Annotated in this window: 20 protein-coding genes; 13 read left to right on the top strand and 7 right to left on the bottom strand. The window is 32.6% G+C overall.

Annotated features, from left to right (window positions below; genetic code table 11):
• Positions 1 to 69 precede the first annotated feature (69 nt).
• Positions 70 to 435 (top strand): hypothetical protein, encoded by a 366-nt coding sequence (locus T367_RS22310; RefSeq protein WP_051568536.1) that lies wholly within the window; start codon positions 70 to 72, stop codon positions 433 to 435.
• An 85-nt stretch (positions 436 to 520) separates the two neighbouring features.
• Here the strand turns inward: T367_RS22310 and trxB are convergent, their stop codons facing one another.
• A complete protein-coding gene (gene trxB / locus T367_RS0112775) occupies positions 521 to 1,468 on the bottom strand; it encodes a thioredoxin-disulfide reductase (RefSeq protein ID WP_027420205.1) in 948 nt (315 codons plus the stop codon).
• Between the two features lie 183 nt (positions 1,469 to 1,651).
• Here trxB and T367_RS0112770 point away from each other — a divergent pair, with 183 nt between their 5' ends.
• Both T367_RS0112770 and T367_RS0112765 read left to right on the top strand, forming a co-directional pair.
• Entirely contained in the window at positions 1,652 to 3,163 is a 1,512-nt protein-coding gene (locus tag T367_RS0112770; RefSeq protein WP_027420204.1) for a DEAD/DEAH box helicase, read from the top strand.
• A gap of 254 nt (positions 3,164 to 3,417) precedes the next feature.
• Positions 3,418 to 3,618: a gliding motility-associated C-terminal domain-containing protein gene (locus tag T367_RS0112765; protein WP_027420203.1), complete on the top strand. Its 201-nt coding sequence runs from the start codon at positions 3,418 to 3,420 to the stop codon at positions 3,616 to 3,618.
• A 46-nt stretch (positions 3,619 to 3,664) separates the two neighbouring features.
• On the opposite strand, the gene ttcA is transcribed toward T367_RS0112765, so the two are convergent.
• From ttcA to T367_RS0112750, 3 genes are read right to left on the bottom strand one after another with little or no spacing between them, the layout of a single operon-like run.
• The gene (gene ttcA, locus T367_RS0112760) at positions 3,665 to 4,519 is read right to left on the bottom strand and encodes a tRNA 2-thiocytidine(32) synthetase TtcA (protein WP_027420202.1); all 855 of its coding nucleotides are present in this window, start codon (positions 4,517 to 4,519) and stop codon (positions 3,665 to 3,667) included.
• Positions 4,504 to 4,971 carry an RNA methyltransferase gene (locus T367_RS0112755; protein WP_035843767.1) on the bottom strand — a complete coding sequence of 156 codons (468 nt, stop codon included), beginning with the start codon at positions 4,969 to 4,971 and terminating at the stop codon, positions 4,504 to 4,506. Before T367_RS0112755 ends, ttcA begins: the two co-directional genes overlap by 16 nt.
• Positions 4,972 to 4,976: 5 nt before the next feature.
• On the bottom strand, positions 4,977 to 6,752 hold the full coding sequence (locus T367_RS0112750) for an ABC transporter ATP-binding protein (protein WP_027420200.1): 1,776 nt from the start codon (positions 6,750 to 6,752) through the stop codon (positions 4,977 to 4,979).
• 91 nt (positions 6,753 to 6,843) lie between these two features.
• Between T367_RS0112750 and T367_RS0112745 the strand changes: the two genes are divergently transcribed.
• Genes T367_RS0112745 through yajC form a run of 4 tightly spaced genes read left to right on the top strand, consistent with a single transcriptional unit; the run spans position 6,844 to position 9,686 of the window.
• On the top strand, positions 6,844 to 7,941 hold the full coding sequence (locus tag T367_RS0112745; RefSeq protein WP_027420199.1) for a Glu/Leu/Phe/Val dehydrogenase dimerization domain-containing protein: 1,098 nt from the start codon (positions 6,844 to 6,846) through the stop codon (positions 7,939 to 7,941).
• 37 nt (positions 7,942 to 7,978) lie between these two features.
• A complete protein-coding gene (locus T367_RS0112740) occupies positions 7,979 to 8,899 on the top strand; it encodes a transcription antitermination protein NusB (RefSeq protein ID WP_027420198.1) in 921 nt (306 codons plus the stop codon).
• A gap of 5 nt (positions 8,900 to 8,904) precedes the next feature.
• Positions 8,905 to 9,336 carry a DUF1573 domain-containing protein gene (locus tag T367_RS0112735; RefSeq protein ID WP_027420197.1) on the top strand — a complete coding sequence of 144 codons (432 nt, stop codon included), beginning with the start codon at positions 8,905 to 8,907 and terminating at the stop codon, positions 9,334 to 9,336.
• A 32-nt stretch (positions 9,337 to 9,368) separates the two neighbouring features.
• The gene (gene yajC / locus T367_RS0112730; protein ID WP_027420196.1) at positions 9,369 to 9,686 is read left to right on the top strand and encodes a preprotein translocase subunit YajC; all 318 of its coding nucleotides are present in this window, start codon (positions 9,369 to 9,371) and stop codon (positions 9,684 to 9,686) included.
• A gap of 156 nt (positions 9,687 to 9,842) precedes the next feature.
• Here the strand turns inward: yajC and T367_RS0112725 are convergent, their stop codons facing one another.
• Both T367_RS0112725 and dnaX read right to left on the bottom strand, forming a co-directional pair.
• Positions 9,843 to 10,466, bottom strand: a complete 624-nt coding sequence (locus tag T367_RS0112725) for a hypothetical protein (protein ID WP_027420195.1) — start codon at positions 10,464 to 10,466, stop codon at positions 9,843 to 9,845.
• The gene (dnaX, locus tag T367_RS0112720; protein ID WP_027420194.1) at positions 10,463 to 11,575 is read right to left on the bottom strand and encodes a DNA polymerase III subunit gamma/tau; all 1,113 of its coding nucleotides are present in this window, start codon (positions 11,573 to 11,575) and stop codon (positions 10,463 to 10,465) included. The genes T367_RS0112725 and dnaX overlap by 4 nt, the downstream gene beginning before the upstream one ends.
• 205 nt (positions 11,576 to 11,780) lie before the next feature.
• Here dnaX and rpsF point away from each other — a divergent pair, with 205 nt between their 5' ends.
• From rpsF to T367_RS0112700, 4 genes are all read left to right on the top strand, one after another.
• Complete coding sequence (gene rpsF / locus T367_RS0112715; RefSeq protein WP_027420193.1) at positions 11,781 to 12,113, top strand: 30S ribosomal protein S6; 333 nt, start codon at positions 11,781 to 11,783, stop codon at positions 12,111 to 12,113.
• Between the two features lie 29 nt (positions 12,114 to 12,142).
• The gene (rpsR, locus tag T367_RS0112710; protein ID WP_027420192.1) at positions 12,143 to 12,406 is read left to right on the top strand and encodes a 30S ribosomal protein S18; all 264 of its coding nucleotides are present in this window, start codon (positions 12,143 to 12,145) and stop codon (positions 12,404 to 12,406) included.
• Between the two features lie 31 nt (positions 12,407 to 12,437).
• A complete protein-coding gene (gene rplI, locus T367_RS0112705; RefSeq protein ID WP_027420191.1) occupies positions 12,438 to 12,884 on the top strand; it encodes a 50S ribosomal protein L9 in 447 nt (148 codons plus the stop codon).
• Between the two features lie 181 nt (positions 12,885 to 13,065).
• Complete coding sequence (locus T367_RS0112700) at positions 13,066 to 17,265, top strand: PAS domain S-box protein (RefSeq protein ID WP_027420190.1); 4,200 nt, start codon at positions 13,066 to 13,068, stop codon at positions 17,263 to 17,265.
• A gap of 51 nt (positions 17,266 to 17,316) precedes the next feature.
• Here the strand turns inward: T367_RS0112700 and T367_RS0112695 are convergent, their stop codons facing one another.
• Positions 17,317 to 18,207, bottom strand: coding sequence for a 3-hydroxyacyl-CoA dehydrogenase family protein (locus T367_RS0112695; protein ID WP_027420189.1), 891 nt, complete (start codon positions 18,205 to 18,207; stop codon positions 17,317 to 17,319).
• Positions 18,208 to 18,337: 130 nt separating this feature from the next.
• Here T367_RS0112695 and T367_RS0112690 point away from each other — a divergent pair, with 130 nt between their 5' ends.
• Positions 18,338 to 19,294 carry a transglutaminase domain-containing protein gene (locus T367_RS0112690; protein ID WP_027420188.1) on the top strand — a complete coding sequence of 319 codons (957 nt, stop codon included), beginning with the start codon at positions 18,338 to 18,340 and terminating at the stop codon, positions 19,292 to 19,294.
• A 113-nt stretch (positions 19,295 to 19,407) separates the two neighbouring features.
• Positions 19,408 to 19,770 (top strand): hypothetical protein, encoded by a 363-nt coding sequence (locus T367_RS0112685; protein ID WP_027420187.1) that lies wholly within the window; start codon positions 19,408 to 19,410, stop codon positions 19,768 to 19,770.
• Positions 19,771 to 19,814: the final 44 nt, after the last annotated feature.

The following is a 19,814-nucleotide window of genomic DNA, read 5'->3' as shown; positions in this document are numbered from 1 at the left end:
GTACCTTTAAAGAAGGTGGTGAATATTGTAATTCCCTCAATTAATTTGAAAGAATAAAAATTAAATATTATGAACGCAACGAATAATAATTGGACCAAAGAGGAATTGAAAACTTATATCTTGATTTATTCTGCGAATGCGGATCTATCAGCATCTCAAGAAGAAATTACATTAATTAAATCTAAAGTAGATGCTGGTGTTTGTGAAAAAATGAACAAGGAATTTGCTAAGGATAATGACTATCAAGCGTTGCAAAAGATGCTTAAATTTATTGAGAATTTGGGTTATTCAAATGAGGAAATAGATGCGTTATATGCAGAAATAAATGAACTCTTTTTAACGGATAATGATTTTGATATCATGGAACAGAATCTAGGCATGGGATTAAAACGACTTTTTGGTATGATTAAAGCAGACAACGAAAAACAGGAATAATTCCGTTGATAATTTAAATTGATTCAAAAAAAAACCTTCTCATCAATATGACGAGAAGGTTTTAATATTGTAATCCTATAGTTCTCTAGTGACCTTTTGCTGCTAAATATCTTTCAGCATCCAAAGCAGCCATACAACCAGTACCAGCAGCAGTAATTGCTTGACGGTAAACATGATCAGCAGCATCTCCTGAAACAAATACACCTTCAACATTCGTTTTTGATGAACCAGGTTGGTTAATGATATAACCAGTAGCATCTAATTCTAAATAGTCTTTAAATATTTGCGTGTTTGGAATGTGTCCAATTGCAATGAAAACACCTGTTGCAGCTATTTCCTCTGTTTCTTTTGTTTTATTATTGATTGTTCTTACACCAGTAACAACAGCGCCATCTCCTAATACTTCGTCAATTTCTGTATTGAATTTGATCTCAATATTTTCAATTGATTTCACTCTTTCTTCCATAATTACAGAAGCACGGAATTCGTTTTTACGAACCAACATGGTTACTTTTTTACAAATATTCGCTAAATAACCGGCTTCTTCACAAGCAGAATCACCAGCTCCTACAATCACAACTTCTTGTTCTCTGTAGAAAAAGCCATCACAAACAGCACATGCAGAAACACCTCCACCTAAAGCTAAATATTTTTGTTCAGAAGGTAAACCTAAGTATCTTGCAGAAGCTCCTGTCGAAATAATAATTGTATCAGCATGAATTTCTTTTTTCTCATCAACCCATACTTTATGAACAGGACCACTAAAGTCAACTTTTGAAACCCAACCATCTCTTACGTCAGTATCAAAGCGTTTTGCTTGATTCATTAATTGAATCATCATTTCAGGACCAGTGATGCCGTCAGGGTATCCAGGGAAATTTTCAACATCATTTGTAGTTGTTAATTGTCCACCAGGTTGTAATCCTTGATATAAAACAGGTTTCATATTCGCTCTAGCAGCATAAATTGCCGCAGTATATCCAGCAGGACCAGATCCAATGATTAAACACTTTACTTTTTCTATATCACTCATATTATTGTTTTAATTTCTTAATTTTTGTCAAAGATAATAGGTTTGGAATTTATTTCAGCAATTGTTTTCGATGAATGTTTAAATGCTAAATTTTAAAATGATTTGAGAATAGATTACGATTAACTTTTTATTTCAATTAAAAGATGGTATTTTTGCACCGCTCAAAAAATACGATGTATCATTATGATTGACCATTCTCTCTTCAAGAAAAAAGAACTTTACCCATTCCAAAAACGAGTCGTAGAACAGATTATAAAGGAATTACAGACGGAAGGAGAAAATTTTAATCTATTATTCCAACTTCCAACTGGTGGTGGAAAAACTGTGATATTTTCAAATATCGCGAATGAATATATTAAAAGGACGGGAAGGAAAGTTCTAATTTTAACACACAGAATCGAATTATGTGTCCAAACTTCAAAGCAATTGGTTGCTTTAGGTATTAAAAATAAGGTAGTAAATAGCCTTGTTAAAAACCTTGATGACCAAGCGGATTTTAATTCGTTTACAGCAATGGTTGAAACTTTGAACAATCGTTTACAAGAAGATAGTGATTTTGTAAAAAACATTGGTCTTGTAATTGTCGATGAAGCACACAATAATTCATTCCGTAAGATTTTCCAATATTTTCAGGATATAAATATACTTGGTGTTACAGCAACACCGTTAAGTTCGAATAAAACTTTACCTTTAAAAGACAATTACGATAAATTAATTGTTGGAGAGAGCATCAAGTCTTTAATTGATAATGGTTACTTATCTAATGCCGATACTTATACCTATGATGTTAATTTACATGGACTTAAAATAGGGGTGAATGGTGATTTTACTGTCAGCTCTAGTGATAAAGTCTACAGTAATTATTTTATGCAAGAAAAGTTGCTCTTTGCATATGAAGAGGTTGCTGTCAATAGAAAAACATTAATATTTAATAGTGGAATTGAATCATCAAGAGCTGTTTATGAACTGTTTAAAAAGCAGAATTATAAAGTTCGTCATTTGGATAGTACTTTCGGCGATGCCGAACGGAAAGATATCCTAAAATGGTTTAAAGAGACACCAGGATCTATATTAACGTCAGTAGGAATCTTAACGACAGGTTTTGATGAACCTACAGTAGAAACGATTATTCTAAATAGAGCAACACGATCACTGACTTTATATCATCAAATGATAGGTCGTGGATCTCGAAAATTAGAGAATAAAAGTTTATTCCAAGTTATTGATTTAGGGAATAATGTTCGACGTTTCGGTTATTGGCAAGAATATATTGATTGGCAAGATGCTTTTAATTATCCGGATAGATTTTTGGAAGCTAGACTTAGCGAAGAAGACGATATTCAGTTTGAGGCGGCATATGAGCTTCCAATGAATTTAAAAAATAAATTAAAAACGCCTCAATTACTTGAAGATTTCTCAATGAAGAAAGTCTATAATACTTGCATTGAGACGGGTAAAAAAGGTAAAGAAGCTGTAGATATATCGTTAGATAACCATTTTGAAGTCGTGATAGAAAATTCTGAAGATGTTTATGATGGACTGATTCTACAAGAAGCTTTACAAGACGACATTGAAAGACGTTTGAAGCATTATACTAAATGTATCACTAAAGCGACTGACAGTTATTTAAATTGGCTGAAAGAAACTTATAATAGACAGCTGAGTCAAAGAATTCGTTCAGAGCTAGACGGGTAATTAAAATTTGGCTATAATTTTTTTGGGAACTTCACCTTTTCATTTGCGTTTAGAATATAGTTTTAGGCGGCTTATGAAAAGAATCCTCAATATTTGTTTAATCATTTTGTTTTTTTCATATAAACAAAAATGCCTAAACCATACTAAATGGTAGTTTTTAAGAGACAATCGCCGGTATGGTTTGTACTTACAATCTATCCAATCCCGTTTTTAATAGTCAAAGGTCTGTAATGCAGCATTGAAACCATATATGAGTGGGGGTAGATGTGTATGATTATACATTCTTTAATTTTACTAGATGGGGTGAGTTACTTTTCGAATCACATAATTTGAATGTTGGTTGGGATGACTATTATAATGGAAAAGTCGCTGAAGCAGGCGTATATTTATGGCAAATTGTAGGCGAAGAGATAATTTCTGACAAGACATTATCGTATCAAGGACAAATTACATGATTAAAATAGTAGAAAATTATTTCTCCGCAAAAAAGCGCGTGAAGTATTAAAGCATTTCGAATTCCATTCCTTCTTTAACTTCTCCCATTACTTTGGTTTTCAAGTTTTGAAAGTCGTATAAGTCAGCATCAAACATATGACTTGGTGTTATATTCTTAAGGGCTGTGAACATAATTTCAGACCTATTGGCATATTTTTCATCCCATGATTGTAACATCTTTTTCACAACTTGTCGTTGTAAATTTTCTTGTGCTCCACATAAGTTACAAGGAATAATAGGGTAGTCACGCATTGCTGCATATTCAATTATTTGTGCTTCCTTAACATAAGCCAACGGACGCATTACAACAAATCGTTCATCATTCGTAATATATTTTGCCGGCATTGTTTCAATCTTACCAGCAAAGAATAAGTTTAAGAAAAATGTTTCCAAAATATCATCTCTATGATGTCCTAAACAAATTTTATTACAACCTAAACGTTCGGCTGCTTCGTATAAAGTTCCTCTTCTCAATCTAGAGCACAAACTACAAGTTGTTTTACCTTCAGGCACCATTTCTTTGACGATGCTATATGTATCGCGTTCAACGATTTCAAAATTAGCACCAACTTTAGATAAATATGCAGGTAAAACTTCTTCCGGAAATCCTGGTTGTTTCTGGTCTAAATTTACAGCAATGATTTCAAAATTAAAAACAGATGCTTTTTGAATTTGCATCAAAATATCTAACATCGTATAACTGTCTTTTCCGCCAGATACACATACCATTAATTTATCTCCATCTTGAATCATATCAAATTCATTGATGGCGTTCCAAACTGTTTTCTTAATCTTTCGATTCAGTTTTTCTTCCTGAGCATCAGTATCAACTACCTTCTCTTCATTCATTGTTTTTCCCATTTTAAAATTCGGTCATACATTATTAAACTACCACTTACAGCGACGTTTAATGATGATTCACCTGGTAACTGTACTAGATGATGACAACGATTAATTACATGTTTCGGTAAGCCATTATCTTCGGCTCCTAACAAGTACGCTCCTCTGGCAGGATGTGCAAAGTTAGTGATTGCTGTAGAATTATCACTCATTTCTACACCAACAAGTTGTGTTGAGTAAGGTAAAGTCTTGTAAAACTGGTCGAAATCATCATATTTATAGAAGGGGATTTTAGACCAAGTCTTTTGAGAGTCTGAACTTTGATGGTTATACTTGCCGTCTATAATAAAAATGAATTTGGCTCCTAAAATATAAGCACTCCGCCATAATGTTCCTACATTATGATGCGTTTTAGGTTGATAAAGCCCAATACCAAAAAACGATTCTTCTTTCAGCGGCCACTTTTTCTTCATTCCTGCTAATTTTCGTTCAAATTATCAGCTTGAATTTCTTGTCGTTTATATATGTCGTAATATGCACCTTTCAAATCCAGTAAAGAGTCGTGTGTGCCAGATTCTATAATTACACCATCATCAAATACTAAAATTTTATCAGCATATTTTAAACTAGAAATTCTGTGACTTATAATAACAGCTGTATTATTGGCTAAATCATTTTTAATGGCATCTAAAATATATTCCTCTGTTTCATTGTCTACGGCCGATAAACAATCATCAAGAATTAATAAACTTGGTTTCTTTATCAACGCTCGAGCTATTGAAAGCCTCTGTTTTTGACCACCGGATAAGTTAATTCCTCTTTCTCCTAAAATGGTGTCAAAACCTGCGGGGAATTTTTCTATAGTTTCTAAAATACCTGCATTATTTGCAGCTGATCGCATGGTTTCTTCATTCACTTGAGTACTATTCACTCCAAAATTGATGTTATTTTTAATAGTGTCAGAGAATAAAAAATGTTCTTGAGGTACATAGCCTATAATTTTACGCCAACTGTCTAATTTTATATCCGTAAGTGGAATGTTATCAATTAATATTTCACCGCTATTTGGATCCAATAATCGCATTAATAAATATGCTAATGATGATTTTCCAGATCCCGTTCGTCCGATAACACCAACCGTTTCACCTTTATTTATTGTAAAAGACAAATTTTTCAATGCATGATGTCCTGTATTTTCGAAAGTCAAATTCACATCGTTAAAAGTGATACTTTCTTCGAATTCAATATCACGACCAATATCTGTGATGATTTCAGGGTCATTCTCTAAAAATTCATTAATTCTTGTTTGTGACGCTGCTGCGTGTTGAACAATTGAAGTAACCCAACCAACAGACGCAAAAGGCCATGTCAACATATTAACATAGATCACAAATTCGGCGATTTCACCAGGATCTATTTCTCCGTGATAGGCTTGAATTCCTCCAACGTATATTGTAAGAATTGTACTTACACCTATTAATAGGGTAATGGTTGGCATAAAAAAAGCATTGGTAGTTGCCAAAGACATATTATTGTCCTTGTAATCATTCGCGGCTTTATTGAATTTCCCTTCAACCGAATTCTCTTTAATATGTGCCTTAATGACTCTAATTCCAGAAAAAGACTCTTGAACAATAGTCGTTAATAAAGATTGTTGACGTTGAACTTTTTCACTTTTCTTATTCAAAATTCGACTGACATAATAAATCAATACCGACATGATTGGCAATGGCATTAATACATAAACTGTTAACGTTGTATTCGTTTTTAGCATTTGGTATAAAACCAAAGCAAATAGGAAAAACAGATTTATAGTATACATTATGCCAGGTCCTAAGTACATTCTAACACGACTGACATCCTCACTAATTCTATTCATTAAATCCCCTGTAGAATTCTTTTTGTAGAATTTAAAGCTTAACTTTTGGTAGTGGGTATAGATTTCATTCTTTAAATCGAATTCAATATAACGTGACATGACAATGATCGTTTGACGTGTAAGAAATAGAAAGAATCCCTTTAATAAGGAGAATAACATGTATAATCCACCGGCCTTAAGTCCAAGTTTTAGTAAATTTGAAAAAGTGTCTGTTTCACCACTTTCAACTTGAGCAAAAATTTCGTTGATTGTTACCCGCACAATTACAGGCATTTCAACTGAGAAAATGTTGGAGATAATGATGAAAATTACCCCAAGGATGAGACGCCATTTATAGCGGACCAAATATTTATTTAAATAGAATAAAGAAGACATGTAAAAATTAGTACTTTTGTAGCGCAAAAATCACGTGCAAAGTTAGTATTAAGATTCAGAATAAACTAAAATATTTTAACCTTCTATAAATATGTTTGAAGTAAAAGATATCAATGAAATAGACTTGGAAGCAAATCCAATTATTGAAAGAATGTCAAAATACAACCATGAACAGTTGTTGTTTTGTAATGATAACGCTACTGGTCTTAAAGCGATTATCGCGGTACATAATACTGTTCTAGGACCTGCACTTGGAGGAACTCGAATGTGGCAATACAACAACGAAGTGGAAGCTTTAAATGATGTTCTAAGATTGTCAAGAGGAATGACGTATAAAAACGCAATTTCTGGATTGAACTTAGGTGGGGGTAAAGCGGTAATTATTGGCGACTCAAGAAAACATAAGAGTGAAGCGTTATTCAGACGATTCGGGAAATTTGTTGAAAGTCTGGGTGGTAAATACATTACAGCTGAAGATGTAGGTATTTCTCCACAAGATATGACTTGGGTAAACATGGAAACAGATCATGTTGTTGGTTTACCTGGTAAGAGCGGTGATCCTTCTCCAGTAACGGCTTATGGTGTTTACATGGGGATGAAAGCTGCAGCTAAAGCTCAATTCGGAAGTGATTCATTAACGAATAAGAAAGTGGCTGTTCAAGGTGTTGGACATGTTGGAGAATACCTAGTTTCTCATTTGGCACGCGAAGGTGCTGAGATCTTTATTACAGATATCCACGAAGCTACACTTCAAAATGTAAGTGCTAAATATGGTGCTAAAGTTGTCGGATTGGAAGAAATTTATGATGTAGATATGGATATTTATGCTCCATGTGCATTAGGAGCAACGGTAAATGATGCGACTTTAGAAAGATTAAACTGCTCAATTATTGCTGGTGCTGCGAATAACCAATTGCAGGATGAGAATATCCATGGCGAAATAGTGAAAGAGAAAGGAATTATATACGTACCTGACTTTATGCTAAATGCTGGTGGAGTTATAAATTGTTATGCTGAAGTAAAAGGTTTAACAGCTGAATGGGCAATGACCAAAGCTGAAGAAATTTATAATACATCTTTGAATATTATTAATAGATCAATTGAAGACAATGTTCCTACTTACAAAATTGCAAATGCAATGGCAGAGGAAAGAATTAAGTCAATAGGAACAGTAAAACTACCAATGTAATATAATGTTAAACAGACGACATTTAAGAATAAAAGTATTGCAAATTTTATACGCATTTTTTCAAACGGAAGATGCGGATTTAAGAACTTCTGAAAAGCAATTGTTGCGATCGGTTGAAAGGATGTATGAACTTTATTTAAGTTTTTTATTGACTTTTGAAGAAGTGCAAGGATTTGCTCAACAAAGAATAGAGGACAGACAGAATAAAGTACGTGCTACAAAAGAAGATCTAAGTCCAAATTTGAGATTTGTAAACAATCCTATTATTCAACATTTTAAATTGAATAATGACCTTAAACGAGCTTCTGAAGAATTGAAGATTGATTGGACAGGTGTGGTTGAAAATGATTTGATGAAAAAATTATTTCTAAAAATAATTGAATCAGACATTTATCTCGAATATATGGCGCTTGAATCCACAGACTTTGAAACGGACAAAAAATTCGTAGTTGATTTATTTAAGAGTGAAATAGCTAATTTTGAATTGCTACACGATTATTATGAAGATCAAAGTATTTTTTGGTTAGACGATATTGATCTAATGTGTTCAATGGTTGTGAAATCTATTAAGTTAGTAACTGAAGAGTCTGATGAAAAAGATCAAATCTTAAGATTACACAAGGATAAAGCAGATGAAATTGATTTTATTCTAGAATTGTTACGTAAGACGGGAAAGTATGATGAAGAAAATTCAAAACTGATTGATGAACTTACTCAAAATTGGGAATTGGATAGGATAGCTAAAATGGATATTATTCTATTAAAAATGGCTATTACTGAATTAAAAGTATTGTCTTCAATTCCTAAAAAGGTAACATTGAACGAATATATAGAGATTTCTAAGTTTTACAGTACTCCTAAAAGTCAAGTATTTATTAATGGTATTTTAGATAAAGCGATTGAATTACTTGAGGAAAGAGGAGAGTTGAAGAAAACAGGACGTGGACTAATAAATTAAATAAAATGAAAAAACTAATTTTAATAGCAGGTATTGCTTTAACGATTACAGCTTGTACTTCAAATGAAGGAGCTAATGATGAAGCTAGAAGAACTGAATATGCCAAATTTTTGGATTCACCAACAACTATTGAATACGACGAAGAAGTATTTAATTTTGGAGAAGTAAAGGAAGGAGAAATGGTTAAACATACTTTCAAATTCACAAATACTGGTGACGAGCAATTAATTTTAGTAAATGTAAATGGATCATGTGGTTGTACTGTTCCCGAAAGTTGGCCTAAACATCCAATTGCACCAGGAGAAGGCGGAGAAATAAGCGTAGTTTTTAATACCAATGATAGAGTAGGGAAAGCCCAAAAGAGTATTAGAATAGAAGCGAATACGGCACCTGTTTCAACAACTGCCGTTCAGTTAGTTGGAACGGTAGTAGAGTAATTTAATTAATCAAATAAAAGAAAATAAAAAACATGAACAAATCAGTTATATTATTGCAAGAAGCAGCACAAGGTTCGCCTTACCAGAGTTTAATTATGTTCGGGTTAATTGGAATTGTATTTTACTTTTTCATGATTAGACCCCAAATGAAAAGAACGAAAGAAGCGAAAAACTTTAGAGAATCGCTTTCACAAGGTGATCAAGTGGTTACTATCGGTGGAATTCATGGTAAAGTTTTGGAAATTTCAGATACAACAGTATTAATTTCTTCTGAAGGTTCAAAATTACGTGTTGAAAAATCTGCATTAAGTGCTTCAGCAAATGATCAACTTGCTGCACAAAGAAGATAAGATTCAATATTAAACTCATTTAGAGTATATGAAAAATGCCCTGAAGTTAAAGCTTCAGGGCATTTTTTTTGGTTTGGAATGACAAGTCATGAATCTTATTGAAAAGATCCATCTCTATTCGTAATACCTATAATTATTGTAATGAATTGTTGTTGGTTACATTTCTATATCCAAATTGAATAATTTTCTAAACTTGTCTAATGATGGGTTTTCGTTCGCCAATTTATCAAAATTGGCTTTTGTATCAAAGACCTGCATTCTTTCCTGCTCAATTTGTTTATAAGTCAATGTCACTGAGCCATTCTTAAGCTCTTTTCTAATAAAACCAAGAATGTCTATTTTATCTCTCTCAAGTTCGGCACCTTGTACAGTGTTTGAAATATCAAGATTAATAACGTAGTCTGAAGACATTGTCATTGGTGAACTTGTCAGAGTCGAATATAGACTGTCTTTTCGTTCCCTTTTAATTTTTAAACAATAGTTTTTCCAAACCCGTTCTAGATCTTCAAATGTAAAAGGTTCTTTTTGTTGACTTAGCTGATCTTGAATTGCTTGATCCTCTGTGTTCACTTTTGGATTAAGGGTGCTGTTAATACCAAGATTTGTAGTCGTTAATTTCCCTGTAGGGCGTGAGACTTGTTTTCTTTCAGCCTGTAATTTAGTTTTAATAGGGTTAGCGGCTTTGGTATTCAGTTTAGCTTCAGTTGATGGCGCAGCTGCACTACTTTGGCCTTGGCCATCAAAAGGTAGAATTTCAATATTTTGAATATCAATTATCATGCTTGTTTCTGCAAAGCATTAACGATTGATGTGATTTTCATTAAGCAAACTTCAACTGTCAGTCGTTTATTTTTACTCGCTCTATAATTAACATCCGTATCACGCAATATATCTAAGGCAAGTAATATAAATGATTGATCAACTTTTTCTGATTGAGCTTTGTAAAGTTCTTTTATCTCCTGGGGCACTTCAAGCAAGCCAATTGTAGAGACATCTTTACAAACTAAAACATTTCTTAAGTGTTCAGCTAAGCCCAATAAGAATTGACTTCCATCAAATCCTTTCGATAAAATTTCGTTATATGTTAGTAAGTTCTCAGGTATGTTTCCGGCTAGTGCGGCCTCAACTATTTTAAAATAATAGTCGTAATCAAGAACATTTAAATTTTCTAATACAGATTCGTAAGTAACATTATCATTACTAAAAGAAACGACTTGATCGAAAATTGATAAAGCATCTCTTAAAGCACCATCTGCTTTTTGAGCGATCACATGCAACGCTTTTTCGTCAGCGGTAATTTTTTCTTGCGTTGCGATATGTTGCAAATGTGAGACGATGTCAATGATTTGAATTCGATGAAAATCAAAAATTTGACAACGTGATAATATGGTTGGTAAAATTTTATGCTTTTCTGTCGTCGCCAGAATGAAAATAGCGTGTTTAGGTGGTTCTTCTAACGTTTTTAAGAATGCATTAAAAGCAGCAGAAGAGAGCATGTGAACCTCATCTATTATAAAGATCTTATACTTTCCAATCTGTGGCGCTATCCTAACCTGGTCAATTAAGTTCCGAATATCATCAACCGAATTGTTTGAGGCTGCATCTAATTCAAGAATATTGAAGGAATGTCCTTCGTTAAAAGAAGTACATGACTCGCAATTATTACATGGTTCAATATCTTCACCCAAGTTAAAACAGTTAATTGTCTTAGCTAGAATTCGAGCAGTGGTAGTCTTACCAACTCCTCTTGACCCGAAAAAAAGAAATGCTTGCGCTAAATGATCATTTTTAATCGCATTTTTCAAAGTTGTAGTAATGGACGATTGTCCAACTACTGATTGAAAAGTTTGCGGTCTATATTTTCTTGCTGAAACAACGAAATCACTCATAATTATTATAATTGATACAAATATATTTATTTCGAGGGCTGCAGGCTGCGAAATTCGAATCTATTTTATTAACATTGCTAAGAAATTCATTCAAAAATTAAGATTGATAATTGGTTTCTCCATTTTCTCAACTATTTCTATCGAATATAACTTTGTATTTCGGAATATAACTGTATCTTTGCGCCCTAATTAAAATTATAATCATATGAATAGGTACGAAACTGTTTTCATTTTAACTCCCGTTTTGTCTGAAGAGCAGGCAAAGGAAGCAGTAAAAGTGTATGAAGATTTTATCACCGATAATGGTGGTGTTATTAAACATAATGAATTTTGGGGTCTCAAAAAGATGGCTTATCAAATTCAGAAAAAATCGAATGGCTTTTACAATTTAGTTGAATTTGAAAGCGCAGGAGATTTAATCCAGAAATTGGAGGTTGCGTTTAAACGTGACGAGCGAATTATGAGATTTTTAACCATCAAAATGGAAAAAGATCATGTAGCATTTGCTGAAAAAACGAGAAAAGCTGCTAAAGCTTAATCAGTGTTTAATAATAAATAGGTAAAAGAATGGCACAATCAGAAATTAGATATCTTACTCCGATTAATATTGAAATTAAAAAGGAGAAATATTGTAGATTTAAGAAAAGCGGAATTAAATACATTGATTACAAAAATCCAGATTTCTTAATCAAATTTATTAATGAGCAAGGGAAAATCTTGCCGAGAAGAGTAACTGGCACTTCTCAAAAATTTCAGAAAAAAGTAAACAAAGCAGTAAAAAGAGCTAGACACATAGCTATTTTACCTTATGTTGCTGATTTAATGAAATAAGATTAATAGTTAAACATTAAATTCCTCTGTTATGGATATTATATTAAAGAAGAACGTAGATAAATTAGGATATAAAGACGAAGTTGTTACTGTAAAGAATGGTTATGGAAGAAATTTCTTAATCCCTCAAGGTTACGCAGTTTTAGGAACTGAATCTGCTATGAAAGCGCATACTGAAGTAATGCGTCAAAAGTCTCATAAAGAGTCAAAAATCAAAGAAGAATGTGAAGCTGTTGCAAGTAAACTAGAAGGTTTAATTGTAAAAATTGCAGCAAAAGTAGGTGAGAGTGGAAAGATTTTTGGATCTGTGAATACAATTGGTTTATCTGATGCTTTAAAAGCTTCAGGTGTTGAAATCGATCGTAAATCACTTAAAATTGTTGAAGAGCCAATTAAAGAAGTTGGTATCTATAATGCAATTGCAAATTTACACAAAGAAGTTATTAAAGAATTCCAATTTGAAGTAGTTGCTGAATAATTTTATTCTTTATTAAAATTAAGATTAAAGTCCTGCCGTTTGGTGGGACTTTTTTTGTTTATATACATATTTTTTAGCCTTCTTTTATTAATTTATAGTCATGTGATAGATTATAACTATATTAACGCCCGTGAATAAGTGTGATTTGTATCTAAATCGATTTATACGACTGATTATCAATATGCTTGTTAAGCAGTTGGGGTTTTTAACCCTATTGATTTCGCCTCTGCTTGTTTTTGCTGAGAAGAACGATGCAATCATCGATTCACTTGTTCTAGAACTTTCCAGTATTCAAAACTCAGAAAAGAAATCTGATGTCCTTTACGAATTAGCTCAAACCTATCTAAATACCAATTGTAAACGTGCTGAAGAATATGGTAAACTGGCCTTGGAAGTTGCCGAGGAAGCAAAGTATTATGTTGGTATCATGCATGGCTACGAAATTTTAGGTGATATTGCTGTTATTTATGACGTTAACTTTTTAAAGGCAAGGACTTATTATATTAAGGCCAATTCAATTGCTACCTATCTTAAAGATGATTTTAAGAGCGTTAAACTTCGACTTAAAAATATTCTCGTTAATTATAATCTTGGAGAAAGAAAAGGAATAGAAAAAGAGCTTGATAAAACATTGAACGCTCTTTTAAATAATGCTGAAATTCAAGATCTTTCGGAAATATATGCTTTCATGGCAAATGTATATTTTGAGGTGGACCTGCTCGCAAAAGGGGAAGACTATATTATTCATATTCTTAAAAATGTTCGAGATAAGGGACGAGATGAATTGCCTATTATAGAATTGATTTCAGCAGCACGTTATTATTTGTTTACAGAAAAATATACGAGAGCAAAAATATATTTACAGTCTGCAATTGAAAAGGCTAAATTCCAGGAAAATAAAATATTTTTAGTAGCAGCTTATTATCATATGACTAGGCTAAGCATGGCTTCTGAAGATTATGAAGTGGCAGTTGATTATTGTTTAAAAGGGATAGAGATTTCAAAGTCCGGAGGTTTTAACCTAGCACAATTGGAAAATTATAAGGTTTTAATAAAAGCTTATGATGCTTTAAATAATTTTAGTGAGGAATTGGATCAAACTAAAATTTATTTTGCGCTGCGTGATTCCTTAAGTCAGGCACAATATAGTGCTCAAACTTTAGCCTTTGAGAATGAATATAAAAACATCTTGAGTGAAAAGGAAATAGAACAAACTAAAATTGAATTACGTACTAAAGAACTTGAAATTGCCAACGATGCTTTACTAATTCGATTGGCAATTGTCGCTTTATGTGCAACGGTTTTAATTTTAATTTTATTGTATGCAAGACTGCGTTATAAGAACACAATCAATAGAGAATTAGAAGATCAAAAGATAGAATTAGAAAAATTATCAATTGTTGCGGCGAATATTGAACAAATGGTGCTGATAGCAGATAGCTCGAATAGAATTACATGGGTGAATGCAGCTTTTGAAAGAAAGTACGGCTATATAAAATTCGAATTGATTGGAAAATCTGTTAATGACATTATCTATGGAACTTTATCAGATGAAAATACAAGGAAAGAAATTGAAAATACCGTATTCGACGCTAAGTTTAGCTATGATGGTGTAATTGAACATTATAAAAAAGATGGGAATTCATTTGTTGCAAGGGTGCATTATACGCCTATCAAAAATGATAAGGAAGAGATTACACGATATGTATTGATATCTCAGGATATCACTGAGAAGAAGAAGATAGAAGAGGAAATTGAAGAATTATCGTTAGTTGCGAATAATACAACCAACTCAATTGTTATTTTCGATAAAGATCATTCAATTATTTGGATTAATGAAGGTTTTGAAACGGTATTAGGTGTTGGGCTTTCTAAAGCTAAGGGTAAAAATATCGTTACTTTCTTCGAAAATGGATTAGTAGGTGATGAGGATAAAATTAAACTCAGAAACTTATTTTTGAAAAATGAAGCTTTTATAATTGAGATTGAACACATCAATAGACTGAATAATGAACATTTTTGGTTGTCCTTAAATGTAAACCCTGTAGTTGATGCTAAAGGTCAAATTGAAAAAACAATTGCAGTCGCAACAGATATTACAGAAATAAAAAAATTAGAGAATTTATACACAAGTTTAGTCGAAGGTTCTTCTGATTTAATATATGAAACGAACGAAACAGGGTATTTTGTATTCGCAAATGATGTATTAACTGCTAAAACCGGTTATGAAAAGGTCGCGTTGAGTCAAATGAATTACCAAGATGTTGTTCGTAGAGATTATAAGAAAACAGTAAAACATTTTTACGAGAATCAGCTAAAAGATTTAGTAGAATCAACTTATTTTGAATTTCCGATAGTTTCAAAGGATGGTGAAGATTTTTGGGTGGGCCAAGCAGCACATTTAAAAATAGATGCAACAGGAAAAGCTGTTGGTTTTAGAGTAATTGCTAGAGATATTTCAGCGAAAAGAGATGCCGAGGAGGCTTTGAAAAGAACTTATCGAAACGCAAAATTACTAGGGGAAATCGGGATGCAAATCACAGCGACACGTTCCCTGGTTGAAATTATTAATAAATTATACGATAATATTAACCAGTTAATGGATGCCAATGTCTTTGGAATTGGGGTGCCAATTAATAACAATACCGAATTGTTTTTTCCGAATGCAATTGAAAGTGGGCAGAAAATTGATGACTTCAGTTTCGATCTGAAAAAAGCCAAAGATAGGCTAGCAATTGTTTCATTTATTGATCAAAAAGAAATTATTATTGGAGATTTTTATCAAGAGTATAAAGCTTATGTACCTTCTATAAAATCAGATTATCCTATACCGAATAGTACTTCAACCTCTATTATTTATCTACCTTTACTATTGAAGGATAAAATTATTGGTGTAATAACAGTTCAAAGTTTTAAGCCGCATGCTTATGACGAATATCAAGTGAGTTTAGTTCGAAGTTTAGCAAGTTTTGTAGCCATTGCGCTCGAAAATGTAAGTCTTTATGAAACAATGGAAGACAAAATTCAGACTAGAACTAAGGAAGTAAGACTACAAAAGGAAGAATTAGAAATCAATTATTATAATACGCGGTTACTTAGTGAGATTGGGCAATTGATAGCTTCTACCCTAAGTATCGACGAGATTTTTGTTCAAGTATTTGAGAAGATCTCCAAATTAATGCCTGCTGATTTATTTGGAATTGGTCAATTACAATCTGAAGATGGACAAATAGATGTTCAGGAAATTATTAACGGTCAAATACAAGAATTAGATGCTGTTGAGTTTAATGAAAACTTAAACTTAGAAAGTTGGTGTATTGAAAATAAAAAGGAAATTCGAATAAGTAATTTTGAATCTGAGAGAAGTGATTATTTAAACGCGGATGTTCAATTGAAAAGAAAATCCTTTGTTTCGCAATTATACTACCCTCTAATTGTTGAGCAGAGTGTGATGGGGTATATTACCATTCAAAGTAGTATATCAAATGCATATCAACCTTATCATTCTGATATCATTAAAACGCTCGCTTCTTATATAGGTACTGTATTAAGTAATGCTAACCTTTATCGTACATTAGAATTGAAGGTAGCACAGAGAACGGTAGAGTTAGCGCAAAAGAATAAGGATATCATGGCAAGTATCGCTTATGCTAAACGACTTCAAAAGGGTATTTTGCCATCTAAGAATTTTGTTTCACAACTCCTTCCAGAGTCTTTTGTGTTTTTTGAACCTAAAGATATTGTTAGTGGGGATTTTTATTGGATTGAAAGAATAGGCAATAAAGTATTAATGGCGGTAGTTGATTGTACTGGACACGGTGTACCAGGAGCTATGATGAGTATTATCGGTAAAAATTTATTGGATCAAGCTGTCCATGAAAAAGGGTATACTGAGCCGGCAGAAATAATGAACTTTTTACAGGCGGGATTGTCATTGTCATTTGGGCAAACAAGTGAAGACAAGTCCGAATTGTACGATGGAATGGATCTCGCACTTTGCAATATAGATTTTGATAAAAATCGAGTTGAATTTGCCGGTGCAAATAATTCGCTTTACCTCGTTCGAGATAATGAATTACATATTACTAAAGGGAATTCTGTTGGAATAACAGTGGAAGTAGAAGAGTTTACAGGGTATACCAATTCCGTTATAGAGATTCAAAAAGGAGATATGATATATATGACTTCTGACGGTTATCCTGATCAATTTGGAGGTCCTAAGTATAAAAAATTCACCTCTAAATTAATGCGGGAATTAATGGTTGAAATTGCTAATAAGCCAATTGACGAACAAGCAATAATAATTAAGCAACAACATCAAAAATGGAAAGGTGACAAGGATCAAACAGATGATGTATGTTTCCTAGGATTAAGAATATAAAAAAAGCCGTTTGACAATTCAAACGGCTTTTTTATGGATTTGATTAATCTTTTATTTCTTAAAATTATCCGCAACAATTAAGTCTTTACTTCCGTGTCCCCAACTGTAGAAACCTTCGCCAGATTTAACACCTAATTTACCTGCAGTAACCATGTTCACCAATAGCGGACATGGTGCATATTTATCATTGCCTAAACCATCTTTTAATACATTCATAATTGCAAGACAAACATCTAAACCAATGAAATCAGCTAATTGTAATGGTCCCATTGGATGAGCCATACCTAATTTCATTACTGTATCAATTTCTTCAACACCAGCTACACCTTCATTTAAAGTAATAATAGCTTCGTTGATCATAGGCATTAAAATTCTATTCGCAACAAATCCCGGATAGTCGTTCACTTCTACAGGAACCTTGTTCAACGATTTTGATACGTCCATTATCTCAGAACATACAGCATCTGAAGTTGAGTATCCACGAATAATTTCAACCAATTTCATAATTGGAACTGGATTCATAAAGTGCATACCAATTACTTTGTCTGGATTTTCAGTAACCGCAGCTATTTTTGTTATTGAAATAGATGAAGTATTGGTCGCAAGAATACAATTAGCATTCGTATACTTATCCATGTCCGCAAATATTTTTAACTTTAAATCAATATTTTCTGTTGCCGCTTCAACTACTAATTCTGCATTTTCAACACCTGCTTTAAGATCTGTGAAACATGTAATATTGTTTAATGTTTCAGTTAACTTCTCGTTTGTGATTTTTTCCTTAGCCAATAATCGATCAAGATTTTTTTTTATCGTAGCCATTCCTTTATCTAAGGAATCTTGTGAAATGTCAACTAAATTGACTTTATAACCATATTGTGCAAAAGTATGAGCAATACCATTACCCATTGTACCTGCTCCAATTACTGTAATATTATTCATTTTTCTAATTTAAATTCATGTTAAGTTGCTAAGATAATTAAAATGAGACAATGAATTTATTTCTTTTCACATTCAATATTAAATGATCGACTCTATAATTTTACTCATTTCCTTTCGTTATTTTTGAACTGTGGAAAATCATGAAACTTCTTCATCAAATAAATCTTACTCTGTTTTTCTATTAGGAGGAATAGCAGCAATCTTATCCATGCCCGTTTTTATTTTATTGTACAAGTACTTTCCGATGCTTGAAATAAATTTGGGGGATTATCAATTGAGACTGGATCATATCATCTTGTTTTTGGCTATTTTCTTCACCATTTATTATTTGGTTAAAATTTTTAGGTTTCTGTTCTATTTCATTATGATAGGAGGTCTTCTTGTATTAACGGTGACTAATTTTTCAGGTATATATACTTTACAGAATTTATACCATGATTATTCTAATTTACTTTATACGATTGGTGGTCATTCACTAGGGCAGAAATTCGAGAATAAAAATGTAAAATTCAGCAAAGAACAGATGCTGAGAGAAGCTATTGATTTTAAAGAGCCTGTTGTGCGGAATTATGCAGCCAGTATAGCTATTAAACATTTCAGTGATCAATATCATTTATCGACAAATCGCAAATGGGTCCAGTTCTTTAGTGTCTTCAAAGAAATCTATGGCAAATGGAATTATGTTTATGACCCTATAGAAGACGATTATTACGCCAAGGCTACTGAAACGATAGGTCAATTGTCCGATGACCAATTATTTAAAGGGGATTGTGATGATTATTCTATTATGATGGCCGCTTGCATAAAAGCGATTGGGGGAGAAGTAAAACTTGTTAGGACGTTAGTTGATCAGAATGATAGACAAGTCGGGCATATGTATCCGGAAGTAAAATTTGGAGATGAAAAGGATTTAGAGACAGTTGTTTATTTGATTAAAAACATATTTTTTATTGAAGAGTCCTTAAATAAATCTGTTTATTATTACCAAGACAGTAAAGGCTTTATTTGGTTGAATTTTGACTATACAGACAAATATCCAGGTGGTAAGTATATGAGTGAAGTTCGCGAAAGTGAGATTATAATTTAACAACGAATAAAAGTCTTTTGGTGTAAAATTTTGTTAAATTAAAGCGCTTGTTGATCTAAATTAAAGGAAAAACCCAAAATATATCGTACCTTAAAGTGTAATATTTCGAACTTATGGATATTAAAAAATTCAAATTCTTGTGCCCTTATTGTAATACAAGTGTAAGTAAAAATGGGATTATTAGTCTAGCTACTCTTCGTGAGAATGGAGATAGGGGGATGATTCATATGTCTACAACATTTGGTAATTATAGTTATGACCATGTACCTGAATACGAATTTGTAAACGGGGAGGTTGTAGAATTTATTTGTCCCAATTGTCATAAAAACCTCGATTCGGAAGAGTATTTACATTTTGCGCAACTTAAAATGAAGGTCGATCAAAATATTGAATTTGATGTTATATTTTCACGTAAGGCAGGTTTGAGGAAAACCTATGTTATTACCGAAGATGGAATCGAATCGTATGACGGTTAACGAATAATTTGTTTTTTCGGGCAAATAATAATTTTTTACTTCTT

This window comes from Crocinitomix catalasitica ATCC 23190 (genome assembly GCF_000621625.1).
Taxonomy (GTDB): domain Bacteria; phylum Bacteroidota; class Bacteroidia; order Flavobacteriales_D; family Crocinitomicaceae; genus Crocinitomix; species Crocinitomix catalasitica.
The sequence above is the reverse complement of the archived record's forward strand: the minus strand, read 5'-3'. Positions and strand labels throughout refer to the sequence as shown.

Bases quoted from the DNA above. Each gene is read 5' to 3' on its own strand.
- T367_RS22310 (WP_051568536.1), top strand. From the start codon at position 70: ATGAACGCAACGAATAATAATTGGACCAAAGAGGAATTGAAAACTTAT.
- trxB (WP_027420205.1), bottom strand. From the start codon at position 1,468: ATGAGTGATATAGAAAAAGTAAAGTGTTTAATCATTGGATCTGGTCCT.
- T367_RS0112770 (WP_027420204.1), top strand. From the start codon at position 1,652: ATGATTGACCATTCTCTCTTCAAGAAAAAAGAACTTTACCCATTCCAA.
- ttcA (WP_027420202.1), bottom strand. From the start codon at position 4,519: ATGGGAAAAACAATGAATGAAGAGAAGGTAGTTGATACTGATGCTCAG.
- T367_RS0112755 (WP_035843767.1), bottom strand. From the start codon at position 4,971: ATGAAGAAAAAGTGGCCGCTGAAAGAAGAATCGTTTTTTGGTATTGGG.
- T367_RS0112750 (WP_027420200.1), bottom strand. From the start codon at position 6,752: ATGTCTTCTTTATTCTATTTAAATAAATATTTGGTCCGCTATAAATGG.
- T367_RS0112745 (WP_027420199.1), top strand. From the start codon at position 6,844: ATGTTTGAAGTAAAAGATATCAATGAAATAGACTTGGAAGCAAATCCA.
- T367_RS0112735 (WP_027420197.1), top strand. From the start codon at position 8,905: ATGAAAAAACTAATTTTAATAGCAGGTATTGCTTTAACGATTACAGCT.
- yajC (WP_027420196.1), top strand. From the start codon at position 9,369: ATGAACAAATCAGTTATATTATTGCAAGAAGCAGCACAAGGTTCGCCT.
- T367_RS0112725 (WP_027420195.1), bottom strand. From the start codon at position 10,466: ATGATAATTGATATTCAAAATATTGAAATTCTACCTTTTGATGGCCAA.
- dnaX (WP_027420194.1), bottom strand. From the start codon at position 11,575: ATGAGTGATTTCGTTGTTTCAGCAAGAAAATATAGACCGCAAACTTTT.
- rpsF (WP_027420193.1), top strand. From the start codon at position 11,781: ATGAATAGGTACGAAACTGTTTTCATTTTAACTCCCGTTTTGTCTGAA.
- rpsR (WP_027420192.1), top strand. From the start codon at position 12,143: ATGGCACAATCAGAAATTAGATATCTTACTCCGATTAATATTGAAATT.
- rplI (WP_027420191.1), top strand. From the start codon at position 12,438: ATGGATATTATATTAAAGAAGAACGTAGATAAATTAGGATATAAAGAC.
- T367_RS0112700 (WP_027420190.1), top strand. From the start codon at position 13,066: ATGCTTGTTAAGCAGTTGGGGTTTTTAACCCTATTGATTTCGCCTCTG.
- T367_RS0112695 (WP_027420189.1), bottom strand. From the start codon at position 18,207: ATGAATAATATTACAGTAATTGGAGCAGGTACAATGGGTAATGGTATT.
- T367_RS0112685 (WP_027420187.1), top strand. From the start codon at position 19,408: ATGGATATTAAAAAATTCAAATTCTTGTGCCCTTATTGTAATACAAGT.